This is a genomic window from Leptospira weilii serovar Ranarum str. ICFT, from assembly GCF_000332415.1.
GTDB lineage: Bacteria > Spirochaetota > Leptospiria > Leptospirales > Leptospiraceae > Leptospira > Leptospira weilii_A.
This window is the reverse complement of record NZ_AOHC02000055.1, coordinates 1-15233: the sequence shown is the minus strand read 5'-3', so window position 1 is coordinate 15233 and position 15233 is coordinate 1. Positions and strand designations below refer to the sequence as shown.

The following is a 15233-nucleotide window of genomic DNA, read 5'->3' as shown; positions in this document are numbered from 1 at the left end:
CAGGTCCGTTAAAAGTAAATTCCGAGAAATCTCGCCCGAGTTAAAACGGATTTAGGGAAATCCTATATTCCATTTCAGGCATTTTAAAAGACTTAATAGATTTGTAAAATTCTGGATTTTGTATATAATATTTTTTTGATAGAGTTGTTGAAAAATGATTCCCTGTCTGTTCCACTTCATTGAAACGGACGATCGAAGTTATTTTGTTAATCCGAATAAAGAAATTTTTCAAGAACTCTAATAAAAAAAATTTTCAAACTCGAACTGCGCGATCATTTCCGATTCCATAAAAACATCCGCTACTATTTTATAGGAATGATTAGATAGACTCGAACACGTTTCAGAGTAAACAAAACATAGGAAACCGACAATACATTCCAAAATCAAAACGTTAAGGATTCAGAATATTCAGTTTCGATTGAGCGTCTAACTTTTCCCGAAGCGATTTTAATAGAAATTGGAACTTTGCGACCTCTCCGGAGGAAAGAAGTTGGTTCGTCGTTTTTTCCCTGGAAGAGAAACTGAAAGTGATTTCCTTTGTTTGGGCGATCTTATCGGCGACATCCGTCGGAACCGAAGAAGTAATTCGAATCGAATCCGAATAATCGGTTCCCGTTTTACGAAGATTGAACCAGGTTCCGTCGAGTTTTATGGAAACTCCGATCGGAAAACTGGCCTCGAAGGAACTGGGATAATAATCCAAGTAGATCGTCTTTTCCGAATTTAGATTTTTAAAAACACCTCGAAAATTCAGGGACTTTGTATCTCCAAAGGAACAAAAAAGATAAAAACCCGGACAAAGAGGAGCCGAATGGAATAAAACCTGTTCGAGAGCCGGTTCGGGAGTTTGACGAATCGTATCGCCGGAACAACCGATTCCCGAAAACAAACCGACACAAAGAAGAGTTGTAAAAAATAAGATCTTCAAAAGTTCCCCCGAAAATTTTCCCCCAGTTTTTTCGGAGTCTCTTGGATTTGAAAGAATATTCCCGTGAATTTTTTTAGAAACCCTCGAAGTCGATCCGCAAGATTTGAGGATAAATCCGAATCCGATTCGTGAAACCGAAATTGTTTTTCCAATCGATTTCCTTCTCACTTTTTCTTTCGGATTTTTTACTTCCTATCTTTATGTTGATAACCACAAGGGAGGTAAAGGCTAAGATTCTCCCTAGAGGGAAAGTCAAAACAAAAATTCAATTTTCAGAGAACTACACTCTTGAAACCTTGGTAGGTACTATGATTTCATTTCCAAAAGATAAGATCAATGTTCTTCTTCTCGAAAACGTCCACCAAGACGCGTTTGATATGTTCAAGAAGGACGGCTTTAATGTCCGTCTTCTTCCCGCCGCTTTTTCGGAAAAAGAACTTCTGAATGAAATCGAAAATATCCACGTTCTGGGAATTCGAAGTAAAACCAATGTGACTCCGATCGTTTTAGAAAAAGCCAAAAGACTTCTTACAATCGGATGTTTTTGTATCGGGACCAATCAGGTGGATCTTTCCGGTGCGGAAAAAAAAGGGGTTCCGGTCTTCAACGCTCCCTATTCCAACACTCGTTCCGTTGCCGAGCTCGTGATCTCCGAAGTTATCATGCTTGCGAGAAGAGTTCCCGATCATATTCGAAACACCCATTCCGGAATTTGGAATAAAATTTCCAAAAATTGTTTCGAGGTTCGAGGCAAAACGATCGGGATCGTCGGTTACGGTCATATCGGAAGTCAAGTTTCCGTTCTCGCCGAAGCGATGGGAATGAAGGTCATTTATTTCGACGTTCAGGCGGTTCTTCCTCTTGGAAACGCAACTCCCGTTGAAAGTTACGAAGAACTTTTAAAAAATTCCGATTTCATTTCCTTTCACGTTCCGGAAACTCCTCAGACGATGAATCTCTACGGAAAGAATGAAATCGAAATCACCAAAAAAGGCGCGTACATGATCAATCTTTCCAGAGGAAAAGTCGTGGATCTGGAAGCGCTTGCGGAAGGAATTAAGGCGGGTCATATCGCCGGTGCGGGAATCGACGTATTTCCGGAAGAACCCGAATCGAACAACGATCCTTTCCTAACTCCGATGCAAAACCTGCCTAACGTGATTCTTACTCCGCATATCGGAGGCAGTACGGAAGAAGCCCAGAGAAACATCGGCTCCGAGGTCGCGAGCAAACTTTTGAAATTCGTAAACAACGGTTCCACTACTTTTTCGGTGAATTTTCCGAACTTGGAAATCACTCCCTTGCCTACGGGTCAGTATAGAATTTTGAACGTCCATAGGAACCAGCCGGGCTTTTTGAAGGACATCAACTCTATGGTCTCCGCAATCGGCGCCAATATCAGCTCTCAGCACTTGGGCACCAGCGCGGAGATCGGTTATCTGTCGATGGTGATCGACAAATCGGTAGGAGACGAACTGAAGGAAAAAATCGAAAAACATCCGTTTTCGATTAAAACTCGGATCCTTTATTGAACAAATTGTCTTTGCACAAAGCAATTTGCCAAAACCAAAACATAATGGAAATTTAATATAAAAAACATCCCTCCTTAAAAGAAATTTTCGAATTTTGCTTGATTGAATCGATTTCCTTTCCATAGGATCGTGCCATGCACTATAACAGAATTCCAAACACAGTCACCGTGTATCTGAGCAAATTGGCCGATCAAAGCATTCGGCTGGCTGAAAATATTCTGAAAGGTCTGCTTCATAGAACCGATTCTCCCGTTGAACCGGGTACGGTTTTAGAGCTCAAACTCGGAACCATCAGTCTTTCCGGAGGGATTCAAATTCCGGTCAAAGTGATTCGTTGCGAAAAAATTTCGGATTCGGAGTACGATCTCTACTTGAACTATACGGAAAGGGATTTCAACAAGATTCAGGAAATTGAAGATTTGATCCGGGATCTTTCTTAACGAACATTTCAAGAACAGCGGATTGACAAAGGAATTCATAAAAAAATCCTAATCTTTATGAATCCATTCTCCTCAATGCCGGAGGCGAATTCAAAAGAATTTGCAGAGTATTTTCAAAAGCAAGACAGGTTCTCTTACAAAATCGGATATAACGTTCTTTCCGTAAGTCCCGGAAAGAGCGAATACGAAATTTCAGTCGATGAATCCTTTTACAATCCGCTTAAAATCGTTCATGGAGGCGCGCTTTTTTGCGCGATGGACAGTTCCGCAGGAGCCGCCATGGCCGCTTGGATTCGATCCTCCGATTTAAAATATAAGTTTGCTGCGACTGCGACCGCTGAAATCAAATATCGAAAAAGCCTTACGAAAGGTAAGATAAGAATCCGAACGGAAATCACCGAACAAAAACGTTCCATCGTAAAGCTGACCTCTCAAGCCTTTGACGAAGATGGAGACTTGGTCGTGGAGCTGTTCTCTACCTGGATCGTTAAATTATAAAATTAGAATATTCGAAAACGGAAGTTCGATTTTCATTCGTTCCCAATTCGAATATCTTTCGGTTTTTATAAAAAACCTAACTTTGATTTTTCAAAAAAGCCCCGCAAAGGATCGCTGCGGGACCATTTTATTCGGAAGTTACAGCAAACTTATATTAAGCGACAAAAAATTCCGCACGACTGATGTTTGCAAGTTCAACGGCGCCGGTAAGATTTTTTGCAGGAAAATAGACGATCCGTTCGCCTACCATTTTACGATTGCGATCTAATTCCACACGAGAACCGTCTTTGAGATGCAGGACGATATCGATCCCGCGATAGTTAATGTATCTTTCTAACTGACTCTTAAACTTTGCACCTTGTTCTTGCATGAAAACATCCTTTAAAATTGTTGAAAGAATGTTCCGGAAGTACGGATGAAAGTACAAGCTTTTTTTGTTGAGGAGGCGTTTTTTTATTTCTTTCAACGTGCGCCGTTGTTCGCAATCGTTTTCAAAAAGACTTCCGAGAGCGTTTCAGCGAACGAGCAACGGACTGTTGCGAGTAGCTCACAACGTAGTTGTGAAATCAACGCGATCTATCGAACGACCTATCTCACGACCCATCGGGAGTGAGATTGAGTTTAGGAAGTGAGATTGAGTTCCGAACGACCCATAGTCAGGAGGTTACATTAGCCAATCTCTTTTTGAAAGTCTTTATGAAAAGGGAATTCAACTCATTACAAAATTAAAAAAGAATATGAAGAATCAGTGAATGCCCTTGGTCGACAAAATTGTTTTAAGAAAAAAAGCGATCATTGAATCGGTTCATGATGAGCTTAAAAATATCTGCCAGATTCAACATACCAGACATCGCAGCTTTTTCAAAGGGGCCGTTAATCTTTTAAGCGGTTTAGTTATATTCCTTTTTCCCAAAAAAATCATCTCTGAATTTGAAATCTAAAGACAATTGCCAGTTCTTACTCGCTCCTTAGGCCGAACTCCGTTAGTTTATAAATCCTCCAAAATCCTTCATTTTTAAATTAACTATAGATTTAGACTAATTATAAATTTTGAAAAAATTAGCCCGAGTCTTTTTTTAGAATAAGTCTAAATTATAGACAAAAATGGACTCTCGTGAAAGATTGATCACATGAAAGATTCTTATGAAAGAAGCAAAAAAATTCTGGAGGAGGCCGGAATCAACGTTACGGTTCAAAGGTTACAGATGGCTAATCTTTTACTCTCAAAACCTCAGCATTTAACGGCCGACCAAGTCTTTCAGTTGATAAACGAACACATACCAAACGCTTCTCGCGCAACCATATTCAATAATTTGAAACTGTTTGCGGAAAAGGGAATTGTTAACCTTCTGGAACTCAAATCCGGAATCACTTTGTATGATTCTAACGTAAGTCACCACCATCACGCGATCGACGAAGAGACGGGAATTATCTACGATGTAAATTTGGACTCGAAACTCCAGGAAAGAATCCTTTCGGAACTTAGGAAAGACTTCGAGGCAAAAACGGGCAGTTCTCTCGAAAATTGTAATCTTCTGATCACTCTCAAGGGAAAAAAGAAATAAAACGCAAACTTTGGAGCGGTTAATGGATAGGATTTTACGTGTATTAAAAATCTCTAATAATGGAGTATTATGAATTTTGAGACGAATCCTCGTTTTAAAGGCGGAATTTTGGCCCCTCTATTATATAGTTCTGAGTAACGCAAGTTTGGCGTAAAAAAAAATCTGGAAACACCCATTCTATCTTCAAAATCGTTATGAAAATTCCGAAAATCACCGATCTTAAAAAAGGATCAGGAGTGAAACATGCTTAGAGGAATGTACACGGGCGCGAACGGGATGATTATCCAACAAACCCGGATGGACGTGATTTCGAACAATCTTGCCAACGTTGATAAAACCGCATTCAAACGAGACACGACCGTATTTAAAACATTTCCGGAGCTTTTGCTTCATCGATTCGACGAAGACGGAGTCGGGAAGGTTCCCATGGGATCTTTCGACACAGCTCCGGTAGTCGGCAAACTCGGATTAGGCGGCGAGGTCAACGAAGTCTATACTCGTTTTGAACAAGGCGCCGTTAAGAAGACGGAAAATCCATTCGACATCATGCTCCAGGACAAACCCGGGAACGAACATCCTGCATTTTTTAGCGTTATAACAAACCGAGGCGAAAGACTTTCTCGAAGCGGCGCTTTTGTCATGGATACGAACGGTTATCTTGTCACCCCGCAAGGTTTTCCTTTGATGGGTGAGAATGGACCGATCCGAGTCGCGAGAGGAAATTTTTTGATTAAAGAAAACGGCGAGGTTTGGATCAACGGAGAAATCGGCAATGATCCCGTAAACGGAACTTCTCTGGATAAGAATCGTTTTGAAACTCCCGTCCTTTTAGATAGAATCAAAATTCGTACCGTTGAAAACCCACGTCATCTTGACAAAGAAGGCGACTCTTTTTATGCAGATACCCCGGAATCCGGAGAACCCATTCCCTTTGAACTCAAAGACGAGCCTTCAGTCCTTCAAGGTTATCTAGAAGCGTCTAACGTGAGCGTCGTTACCGAAATGGTTGAGATGATCGAAGTCAACCGCTCTTATGAAGCCAATCAAAAAACGGTTCAGACTCAAGACAGCTTATTGGGCAAATTGATTAACGAAGTGCTCAGATAACGTGAGTTCGGTTTAAACAAGAACAACTTTACCCTGTTTGTAATCCACGGTCACATTTTGACCGTCGGAAAACTTTCCGTCCAAGATGTAACGACTAAGAGCGTTTCCTACTTCTCTTTGGATCAAACGTTTGAGAGGTCTGGCTCCATACTCCGCGTCGAAACCGGCTCTGGAAACATAATCTCTGAGGTTGTTCGTAAACCGAACGTTTAAACCGTTCTCCCTAGCTTTATGTTTCAATCCTTCCAACTGAATGTCCGCGATCTTGTGAATGACGGAATCCGTAATCGAATGAAATAGAATCACTTCGTCGATTCGATTTAAGAACTCCGGCTTGAAATGTTTTTTCAAACGTTGTTCAACCAATCTCTCTTTCTCTTCGGAACTGTAATCGGAAGAACCCAAAACATCCGATCCGATATTGGAAGTGAGAATGATCACTGTGTTCTTAAAATCAACGTTACGCCCCTTTCCATCGGTCAATCTACCTTCGTCCAAAATCTGAAGAAAGATATTGAACACGTCCGGGTTCGCCTTTTCGACTTCGTCGAAAAGAATCAAAGAATACGGTCTTCTCCTTACCGCTTCTGTGAGTTGTCCTCCCTCGTCATATCCGACGTAACCGGGGGGAGCGCCGATCAATCGCGCCACGGAGTGTGCTTCCATATATTCGCTCATATCGATCCGATACATCGCGTTCACGTCGTCGAACAGGAATTCGGCGAGAGCCTTTGCGGTTTCCGTCTTCCCAACTCCCGTAGGTCCGAGGAACAAGAAGGTTCCAATCGGACGTTTCGGGTCCGCGATTCCGGCCCTTGACCTTTGTATCGCTTCGGATACGAGCCGGAGTGCGTGATCCTGTCCGATCACCTTTGTCTTTAAAACATCCTCCATCAGTAGAAGTTTTGCTCTTTCTCCTTGAAGCATTTTGGAAACGGGAATTCCGGTCCAACGAGAGACGATGTTTGCGATGTCTTCTTCGGAGACTTCCTCTTTCAAAAGTCGAGACGCACCTTCCTGTTTTTTTAACTCTTCGTTTGCGGCTTCAAATTCCTTCTGAAGATCGACTAACTTTCCGTATCGGATCTCTGCGACTCGGTTGATTTCCCCTCTTCTTTCGGCGTCCGCTTCCAAGTTCTTGTATTTTTCGATCTCTTCCTTGATTTGTTTCAAACGACCGATTTTGGATTTTTCCAAATCCCATCTCGCTTTTAAGATTTGAAAATTTTGTTCTTGTTCCGAAAGATCTTTCTCGAGCGTTTTCAATCTTTCTTTCGAAGCGGGATCTTGTTCCTTTTTCAAAGCTTCCCTTTCAATCTTTAAGGATTGAATCCGTTTGCTCGCGCGATCCAATTCTTCCGGCATGGAATCGATCTCGATCCTCATCTTGGAGGACGCCTCGTCGATCAAATCGACGGCCTTATCCGGAAGAAAACGATCCGCGATGTATCGATTGGAAAGTGTGGCCGCCGCGATCAAAGCCGAATCGAGTATTCGAATTCCGTGATGGAGTTCATAACGTCCTTTGAGTCCTCGTAAAATCGTCACAGTCTCTTCCACCGAAGGTTCTTTTACGTAAACGGGCTGAAATCTTCTTTCCAAGGCCGCGTCTTTTTCTATGTATTTCTGGTATTCTTTGAGAGTGGTGGCGCCTATACAACGCAGTTCACCTCTGGCAAGCATGGGCTTGAGCATATTAGAAGCATCTAATGCTCCTTCCGTCGCACCCGCTCCCACAAGAGTATGAATCTCGTCTATAAACAGAATGACTTCTCCGTCCGAAGCCTTGACCTCGTCTAACAGCGCTTTCAACCTGTCTTCGAATTCTCCTCTGTATTTGGCGCCTGCGATCATGGAACCGAGATCCAAGGTATAAATGATTTTGTTTTTGATTCCTTCCGGAACCTCTCCTTGAACGATCTTATTCGCAAGTCCTTCCACGATTGCGGTTTTACCCACACCCGGTTCTCCGATGAGAACCGGATTGTTTTTCGTTCTTCTGGAAAGAACTTGAATCGTTCTTCGAATCTCTTCGTCCCTACCGATAACCGGATCGAGTTTTCCTTGTTTGGCGAGTTCGTTTAAATTTTTTGAATATTTTGCAAGTGCGTCCGTTTTTCCTTCCGGTGAATCGTCCATGATCGTTTTTCCTTTTCTATTTTCCAAAGTAATCTTGAGTAATTTAGAATATTCTAATCCTAATTTTAAAAATTCCTCCTTCAGAGGTCCGGAGCCGTTTTTCATGAGTCCGAGAAGGATATGGTCCGTGGATAAATATTCGTCTTTGAGTTCTTTTCGAAGTTCGTCCGCGGCTTTTAAGAGTGAAACCGCCGAACGGGAAAATCCTACGTCGGCAGAAGCGGTTCCTCCGACTTTTGGAAGTCGTTTTAACACTTCCTCGGTCCTGCCAAGAAAGGATTGAGGATTCAAATTGAGTTTTGAAATCAAAAGGGGAACGAGTCCGTCCGACTGCGCCAAAACTTCCTTGAGAATATGTTCCTCGCTGATTTCCGGATTACCCGATTTTTCCGCAGAAACTTGCGCATCGTGCAAGGCCTCGTTTAATTTTCCAGTCAGTTTATCTAGTTTCATTTTTCAATTCCCCACTTTCTCAATGTAGAATTTAGACTCCCCCATCTTGAAAAGCTCTCATTTTTTCTGCCATATTGACACTATTAATTTCCCTCTAACTCCTAACCCTAACTCCTAAAACCTAGCCACTAGTATACACTATGTCCCATTTTTTACGAAATCCGCCGCTTTTCCTTTGACAGAGAGGGGTTTGGACTGTGTTTTGCAAGAAAACATCATGAAACAGGAAACCCCGAAAGAAAGCTGGAAATCCAGAACCGGACTCATCCTCACCGTGGCGAGCGGGGCCATCGGTCTCGGAAATTTCATCCGATTTCCAGGACAAGCGGTTGCAAACGGCGGCGGGGCCTTTATGGTTCCCTACATCATCAGTTTCATTCTGGTCGGAATACCGGTCTGTATCACCGAATGGATCATGGGAAGAATGGGAGGTCGCACCGGTCACAGCGCACCTTTTTTATTCAAGAGTTTTTTATCCGGATTTCCTCTTAGAATCGTCGGAGCCATCGGAATTACGATCCCGATTCTTATATACGTATATTACGTTTTTATTGAAGCCTGGTGCCTCGCCTACTCATTTGAATTTTTGACCGGACAAATTCAGTTCAACGCAAACGGAAACACTCCTCAGTCTGAAATCATCCAATCCGCGGGAAATTATTATTTGGATATTACCGGGGCCAGACAAAACGGGGATGCAATTTCCGGAAAAATCTTTTACGCCACGATCGCTTGTTTCGCTCTCAACTTCTCTTTAGTCTACCGCGGAATTTCCAAGGGAATCGAAACCTTCGCTAAAATCGCGGTTCCTTTGATGTTGGTCTCTTCGGCGGTCATTCTCGTTCGGGTTCTTACGTTAGACAACATCGAGTTAGGTCTCGGGAAGATGTGGAATCCGGATTGGTCCGCACTTTTAAAATCTCAGGTTTGGATCGCGGCGGCGGGTCAGATCTTTTTTACTTTGTCTGCGGGTTTCGGAATCGCGCTCGTTTTTTCGAGTTATCTCAAACGGGATAACGACGTAGTTCTCTCTTCTCTTTCCGCCGCTTCCTTAAACGAATTCGTGGAAGTTGCAATCGGAGGAATGGTTACGATCCCGGTCGCCTTTTTATTCTTAGGTCCTTCGATCAACGACTTCGGTATGTTCGGAATGGGATTTATCGCGCTTCCTTCCGTTTTTTCCTTGATGCCGGGCGGACAATGGTTCGGCGCCATTTGGTTCTTCGTTCTTTTTCTCGCAGCGATCACTTCTTCGGTTACGATGTTACAACCGGGGATCATCTTTTTGGAAGAATCCTTCGGACTCAGAAGACGCACTTCCTGTTTGATCTTATTTTTATTCACCGCGAGTCTTTGTTTTCCGATTCTTTACTTCAATCAAAACTTTCAGGCGCTCGAACTCGCTGACTTTTGGATCGGAACCATTTTGATTTTTATTCTGGCGAGTATTCAAATTTTCATCTTCGGTTGGAAGGTCGGAGCCAAAAAAGGTCTGGAAGAAGGAAACGAAGGTTCCCATCTCGAACTTCCGAAATTCTTTTGGTTCGTAATTCAGTATGTCACTCCGGCTTTTTTACTCGTTATCTTCGTCGCGTTCCTCATTCAAAACTTGCCGGAATATTTTGTAAAGATGAACGGAGATGCGTTGATTGCAAAAGAAATCGCAAAAGGAAGAGCGATCACCGCCGAAATCGCAAATGCACTTCGAATACGCGCGCTGATTTCCAAATCCGTTTTTTTCGGAATCCTACTCGTTTTCAGTTTGATTGTGCTTCTCGTACACTATGCTTTGGAATATAAAGAAAAGAGAGTACATTCGAAATGATGTTCTTAGCGCAAGAAAGTCTGAGCTGGCAGGGAATTTCGATCATGACCCTTTCCCTGTTTTTAGTGACCGGTCTTTCCGTATTTTGCATTTTCAAACTTTTTAAAACTCGAAACCATTGAACCGTTCCACAGAATACTTTGATAAACTTTCTTCGATCTGGGACGATTTCGAACCGAGAGAAGGACAGATCCAACTTTCTCAAAAGATAGAGGATTCTCTCTTTAACGGAACTCATTTGATCGCAGAAGCGGGCACCGGAGTCGGTAAGTCGCTTGCGTATTTGATTCCCGCGGCCCTCGCCTCGATCGAAAGAGAAGAGCCGGTCGTCATTTCCACGGAAACAAAATCCCTTCAACAACAGCTTCTTTTAAAAGATATTCCGATGGTTTCCAAAATCTTAGGAACGGATCTAAAAGCGGAAGTTGCGATGGGCGCGTCCAATTACGTTTGTAAACGAAAGATGAATCACGTGTTACGAGACGGGACCTTCGGTCCGGAGATGATTCCTCATTTGGATTCTTTCAACCGATGGATTCAAACCACCGAGTCCGGAAGAAAGCAGGAATTTACCGGAACGGCATCGTATGATTTTTGGAGCCGAGTCACGAGAGAAGCGGATAACTGCCTCGGAAGAAATTGTCCCAACTTTTCTCATTCATATTATTTTTTAGAACGAGAGAAGTGGAAACGTTGTAACATTTTGATCGTCAATCATCATCTTTTGGCGGCGCATATCGCGAGCGATTTCAACATTCTTCCCGAATTCAGTCGCGTGATTTTAGACGAGGCGCATAACTTTCCGAACATCATCGGTTCTTCCTTTCGTCAGGAAATTCGTTCTCAGGAAATTCAAAAACTTCTGCAACAAATCTGGCTCCCGAATAAAAACACGGGGGTTGCGGTTTCGATCGGTTCGAACGCTCTGAAAGAACTCGTGACCAAGGCCGCAGACGCGCTGACCGTTTTTTTCAACGCGCTTTCCGGAGAAGTTCCTCTCAATTTTTACAGTCCTCAGAGAATCAAAAGACCTCTGAAGTTGGATCGGGGAGCGTTTGCCGCGATACTCTCCGAAATCGCCGAAATTCTCCAGAAACACCTTTCCAAACTATCCAAGGACAGCGAGGACGTTTCCGAAAAAGAATCCGCTCTCGTCTTAGAGATGTTAGGCGGAAGGACGAACGAAATCGCGACGGGTCTCGAAACCTTTCGCCAAGTGGATGATCCGGGTCTTGTATATTGGATCGAACCTCCCGACCAAAATTCGAAGGAAATATATTACAAAATTTGTATGGAACCTTTGAGTCCGGACGAGATCATCCGGGACTTGTTCGTTTCCAGAATACAATCGGTCGTTTTCACCTCCGCGACTCTTTCCACTTCCGGAAACGATTTTAAATACTTTCAAAAAAAAATCGGCAACCTCCCTACTTCCAATCTTACCGTTCCTTCCCCCTTTCCGTATCAGAAGAATGCGCTTCTGTACGTTCCGAAAGAAATCCGGGATCCGGTGGGAGATCCGGACGGTTATCACGCCGATCTTGCAAAACAAATCCTCTGGCTCGTCGAACTGACTCGCGGAAACACATTCGTACTTTTTACTTCTTTTAAGTCTTTGAAACTGGTCTACGAAGCGATTCGTCCCCACACGGATCTTCCACTCTTCTCTCAATCCGACCTGGGACCGGACGGGGCCAAACAGATGTATCTCGAAACTCCCGACAGCGTTCTTTTCGGAGTTTCTACGTTTTGGCAGGGAATCGATATTCGAGGAGACAAACTCAAATCGGTGATCATCGCCAAACTTCCGTTTCAGGTTCCGAACGATCCGGTCCTGGAAACCAAAAGCGAAAAGTTAAAAGAATCCGGCGGAAATCCGTTTGCGGAATTACAACTTCCTTATGCTTGTACGGTGCTCAAACAAGGATTCGGTCGTTTGATTCGCTCCGGAACCGACACGGGGATCGTTTCCATTTTGGACCCGAGAATGTTCACAAAAACGTACGGAAAGGATCTTTTGCGTTCCCTTCCTCCCGCCAAACTGATTCAGAATCGGGAAGATTTGAGAAGAGAATTCGTCAATCTGCCGAAATAAATAGAAGACGCATTTCTATTTTTTTTGAGTACGCAGATGAATTTTACATTTCGATTTTTTTTAATTCTCCTCCTTTGGATTCCGATCCAAAACTCATTCTCCTTTGAAAGCAGGGATTTTACCGATACGGTGATCGACTGGAAAAAAGGGGAGATTCAGAAAATTCTTTCCTTCAAACTTCCGAAACTGACCTACTCCGTGGAAGATCCGGATTGGGGCGCGGAAAACACGGCAAAAAATCTGACCGAAGCGAGAAAAAAAGCTTCCTCCTACGCGGAAGAGGAACTCAAGAAATTTCTTTTTCGAAAGATCGACACCCTCAAGTTGGATTCGGAATTTACTCTTCGTGAAAAGATCAAAGAAGATTCGATGTTTCGGGAAGTTTTCAACCAGATTTACGAAATCGAACCGATTTTTTTCAACGTCGACTTTATCGAAAATCAGGCGGTCGCCAAGGGTCTCGTTCCATTCAAAGGGAAACGAGGAATTCTAAATTACGTTTTTCTTTCCTTCGAGTCTGAAAATTTTCCGGAATATCCGGCTCCTACGTTAAGCGCGGAATTCACTTCCCTGATCGTGGACGCGAGACATCTGAAGTTGGATACGGCTTTGTTTCCGGAAATTCTTTCGGAAGAAGGAAACAGTCTTTATTCTCCTTATTTCGTTTCCAAGGAGAATGTGGTCAAAAACGGTTACGTGAGTTATATGAAAACCCCGGAAGAAGCGTTTCGTTCTCGGATGGCCGGAACCAAACCGTATTTCGTTACCGCGTTAAGCGTCACAGGTCATTATCCGGTCAACCCCGTGATCGCGGGTGAGGACGCGAGAAAAATCCTGGCTTCTCCGAAAACCAAAACGGCTTTGAAAAATTGTAGAGTGATCATTCTGAAAGATAAGTGAACATTTTAGGAATCTAATATTTTGTAGAAGAATCGAATTTGTCGGAAGGACCGGATAAAAAAGCGGCGGAAAATTATACTTTAAGAAATTATGATTTTATAATATACAAAAATTTATCAAATTTTCTTCCCGACCCTCCCACTAAGAGCCGGTCTCAAAACTGGTAGATTGTTTCTCAATTCCAGCTTATCTCAAGTTCTATCAAAGTTTTGAGACAAGCTCTAAATCGCATTATGAAGCGGGAAAAGTATTACGAGGATGTCGGAACTCCGACAAACGTTCTACCGTAAATTCCAAAAACCTTCCCACCAAACTTGCGTTTTCAAAAGCTGTGAAAAACGAAAAGGTTCCGCGTATCGAGTCCATTCCACAGGAATTTCTTCCGCTGAATACGAATGTTTCCCGTCGCATTCCAGCTTTGCGCGGATCTCTACAAGAATCGGTCGATTTTTTTCGGAAAGTCGATAACGAAAATATTCTCCGCAATCCCCCATCCCTCTGTATTTGATAAAAGCTATAAACTCTTTGGTCTCAGGTTTATAAAACCGAACGATCCTTTCACTCTCAAAACTTTCCATATGAACAAATCCGTTTTTCTCTTCAAAGTTAAAGGCCGGAAACGTTAGAATTTTAGTTTTTGCAGGAACGGATCTTTCATCGTATATAAAATAAACGTTATAATGATTGTAAGGCGCGGATAAACATAATAACTCTCCTAAAAATTTACCTTCGGAAAGCGGAAAAAATTGAACCGGTGAACGGCCTAGAAAATCTGCATATAGGCGATAGCTCATAAGACCATCCTCGCCTAACGCAAGTTCGTTGTATTCGCAGTCCTTCGGAAGTTGTTTTCGTAAAGTATCCAACGCCTCCGCACAAATTTCTTCCGGATGTTTTTCTTTGTCTTCCGGAGGACGTGCGGAATATTCGCAGTCGCCGGGCCAAACGACCGATAATCTTTTAAATCCGGAGTGGAAAGAATTTCTTTCCTGCTGTTTGAAAAGAATCTTGTTTCCTTCGATCAAGTAGAACGCAAAAAAGAGAGATATTGCACAGAAAAGCGCGATCAAAGAAAAAAGAAAACGTTTGGATCGCAATCGATAGGAAATCATTTTTCTAAAAACTTGTCGCAACCCCGTCGAGCGCCAATAGAAGCGAGACGCTTTAGTTTTCTTCGAGCGCCAATAGAAGCGAGACGCTTTAGTTTTCCGCGAGCGCCAATAGAAGCGAGACGCTTTAGTTTTCTTCGAGCGCCAATAGAAGCGAGACGCCCGAGTTTCACAAAAATGCAAGTGTTCCGACAAGAATCATACTTTTTACTTGCAAAAAGTATGATTTTCTGATAGAGAAAAACCTCCGAGTCTTCCCAAAATCAGGGGAAAACTCAACACAACACTTCCTATGGGGCAATGCTGTCAATTTAAGAAAAAAGACTAAAGATTAAAGAATTTAGTACGACAAGAAGACATGGGCAAGAAAGAATAACAGTCATAGGCGAATTAGAAGCTTGGATATATTCCAGAAAGATTCTGGAAATCGCGCGAATGAAACCGAGTGCTTTTACTCGGAATCGTCAACTAACCCTACCGAGGTTGCTTATAGCCATGATAAACTTATTAAACAAAAGCTTAGCGGTCGAGTTATATAGATATTTTAAGAATTTAGGAAAGAAAGCTGTGACGAAACAAGCGTTTTCCTTAGCGCGGGAGAAATTAAATCCGCAAGTGTTTGAATCATTAAACGAAATATTA

At 42.7% G+C, this 15233-nt stretch carries 12 protein-coding genes and 2 pseudogenes; 10 read left to right on the top strand and 4 right to left on the bottom strand.

The features are described from left to right. Positions 1-391: 391 nt before the first annotated feature. Complete coding sequence (locus LEP1GSC060_RS18125) at positions 392-928, bottom strand: hypothetical protein (protein ID WP_003010576.1); 537 nt, start codon at positions 926-928, stop codon at positions 392-394. Positions 929-1236: 308 nt separating this feature from the next. Here LEP1GSC060_RS18125 and serA point away from each other — a divergent pair, with 308 nt between their 5' ends. From serA to LEP1GSC060_RS18110, 3 genes are all read left to right on the top strand, one after another. After that, positions 1237-2460 carry a phosphoglycerate dehydrogenase gene (gene serA / locus LEP1GSC060_RS18120; RefSeq protein WP_036097108.1) on the top strand — a complete coding sequence of 408 codons (1224 nt, stop codon included), beginning with the start codon at positions 1237-1239 and terminating at the stop codon, positions 2458-2460. A 134-nt stretch (positions 2461-2594) separates the two neighbouring features. Next, complete coding sequence (locus LEP1GSC060_RS18115) at positions 2595-2900, top strand: hypothetical protein (protein WP_003010584.1); 306 nt, start codon at positions 2595-2597, stop codon at positions 2898-2900. A gap of 75 nt (positions 2901-2975) precedes the next feature. After that, positions 2976-3398 carry a PaaI family thioesterase gene (locus tag LEP1GSC060_RS18110; protein WP_003010538.1) on the top strand — a complete coding sequence of 141 codons (423 nt, stop codon included), beginning with the start codon at positions 2976-2978 and terminating at the stop codon, positions 3396-3398. 154 nt (positions 3399-3552) lie between these two features. Here the strand turns inward: LEP1GSC060_RS18110 and LEP1GSC060_RS18105 are convergent, their stop codons facing one another. Next, complete coding sequence (locus LEP1GSC060_RS18105; RefSeq protein WP_003010591.1) at positions 3553-3768, bottom strand: hypothetical protein; 216 nt, start codon at positions 3766-3768, stop codon at positions 3553-3555. 292 nt (positions 3769-4060) lie between these two features. Between LEP1GSC060_RS18105 and LEP1GSC060_RS20680 the strand changes: the two are divergent. From LEP1GSC060_RS20680 to LEP1GSC060_RS18085, 3 genes and pseudogenes are all read left to right on the top strand, one after another. Next, a pseudogene (locus tag LEP1GSC060_RS20680) lies at positions 4061-4370 on the top strand (transposase); the annotation flags it as partial. 158 nt (positions 4371-4528) lie between these two features. Continuing rightward, positions 4529-4963, top strand: a complete 435-nt coding sequence (gene perRA / locus LEP1GSC060_RS18090) for a peroxide-responsive transcriptional repressor PerRA (RefSeq protein WP_003010599.1) — start codon at positions 4529-4531, stop codon at positions 4961-4963. A gap of 243 nt (positions 4964-5206) precedes the next feature. Continuing rightward, entirely contained in the window at positions 5207-6070 is an 864-nt protein-coding gene (locus LEP1GSC060_RS18085; RefSeq protein ID WP_003010522.1) for a flagellar hook-basal body protein, read from the top strand. A 12-nt stretch (positions 6071-6082) separates the two neighbouring features. Here the strand turns inward: LEP1GSC060_RS18085 and clpB are convergent, their stop codons facing one another. Continuing rightward, a complete protein-coding gene (clpB, locus tag LEP1GSC060_RS18080) occupies positions 6083-8662 on the bottom strand; it encodes an ATP-dependent chaperone ClpB (protein ID WP_003010567.1) in 2580 nt (859 codons plus the stop codon). A gap of 217 nt (positions 8663-8879) precedes the next feature. Between clpB and LEP1GSC060_RS18075 the strand changes: the two genes are divergently transcribed. The 3 genes from LEP1GSC060_RS18075 to LEP1GSC060_RS18065 all read left to right on the top strand — a co-directional run bounded on the left by LEP1GSC060_RS18075 (position 8880) and on the right by LEP1GSC060_RS18065 (position 13482). After that, positions 8880-10487, top strand: coding sequence for a sodium:neurotransmitter symporter family protein (locus LEP1GSC060_RS18075; RefSeq protein WP_003010569.1), 1608 nt, complete (start codon positions 8880-8882; stop codon positions 10485-10487). 118 nt (positions 10488-10605) lie between these two features. Beyond that, entirely contained in the window at positions 10606-12582 is a 1977-nt protein-coding gene (locus LEP1GSC060_RS18070; RefSeq protein WP_003010524.1) for an ATP-dependent DNA helicase, read from the top strand. A gap of 36 nt (positions 12583-12618) precedes the next feature. Then, positions 12619-13482, top strand: coding sequence for a hypothetical protein (locus LEP1GSC060_RS18065; protein ID WP_003010571.1), 864 nt, complete (start codon positions 12619-12621; stop codon positions 13480-13482). Between the two features lie 281 nt (positions 13483-13763). Here LEP1GSC060_RS18065 and LEP1GSC060_RS18060 read toward each other — a convergent pair whose 3' ends face one another. Continuing rightward, positions 13764-14594, bottom strand: coding sequence for a DUF1176 domain-containing protein (locus LEP1GSC060_RS18060; RefSeq protein ID WP_036097106.1), 831 nt, complete (start codon positions 14592-14594; stop codon positions 13764-13766). 432 nt (positions 14595-15026) lie between these two features. Between LEP1GSC060_RS18060 and LEP1GSC060_RS20170 the strand changes: the two are divergent. Next, positions 15027-15233, top strand: a pseudogene (locus LEP1GSC060_RS20170) (hypothetical protein); the annotation flags it as partial.

What these genes read in the sequence shown, in the direction of transcription:
- serA (WP_036097108.1), top strand. Translation starts at nt 1,237, where the DNA reads ATGATTTCATTTCCAAAAGATAAGATCAATGTTCTTCTTCTCGAAAAC.
- LEP1GSC060_RS18115 (WP_003010584.1), top strand. Translation starts at nt 2,595, where the DNA reads ATGCACTATAACAGAATTCCAAACACAGTCACCGTGTATCTGAGCAAA.
- LEP1GSC060_RS18110 (WP_003010538.1), top strand. Translation starts at nt 2,976, where the DNA reads ATGCCGGAGGCGAATTCAAAAGAATTTGCAGAGTATTTTCAAAAGCAA.
- LEP1GSC060_RS18105 (WP_003010591.1), bottom strand. Translation starts at nt 3,768, where the DNA reads ATGCAAGAACAAGGTGCAAAGTTTAAGAGTCAGTTAGAAAGATACATT.
- perRA (WP_003010599.1), top strand. Translation starts at nt 4,529, where the DNA reads ATGAAAGATTCTTATGAAAGAAGCAAAAAAATTCTGGAGGAGGCCGGA.
- LEP1GSC060_RS18085 (WP_003010522.1), top strand. Translation starts at nt 5,207, where the DNA reads ATGCTTAGAGGAATGTACACGGGCGCGAACGGGATGATTATCCAACAA.
- clpB (WP_003010567.1), bottom strand. Translation starts at nt 8,662, where the DNA reads ATGAAACTAGATAAACTGACTGGAAAATTAAACGAGGCCTTGCACGAT.
- LEP1GSC060_RS18075 (WP_003010569.1), top strand. Translation starts at nt 8,880, where the DNA reads ATGAAACAGGAAACCCCGAAAGAAAGCTGGAAATCCAGAACCGGACTC.
- LEP1GSC060_RS18065 (WP_003010571.1), top strand. Translation starts at nt 12,619, where the DNA reads ATGAATTTTACATTTCGATTTTTTTTAATTCTCCTCCTTTGGATTCCG.
- LEP1GSC060_RS18060 (WP_036097106.1), bottom strand. Translation starts at nt 14,594, where the DNA reads ATGATTTCCTATCGATTGCGATCCAAACGTTTTCTTTTTTCTTTGATC.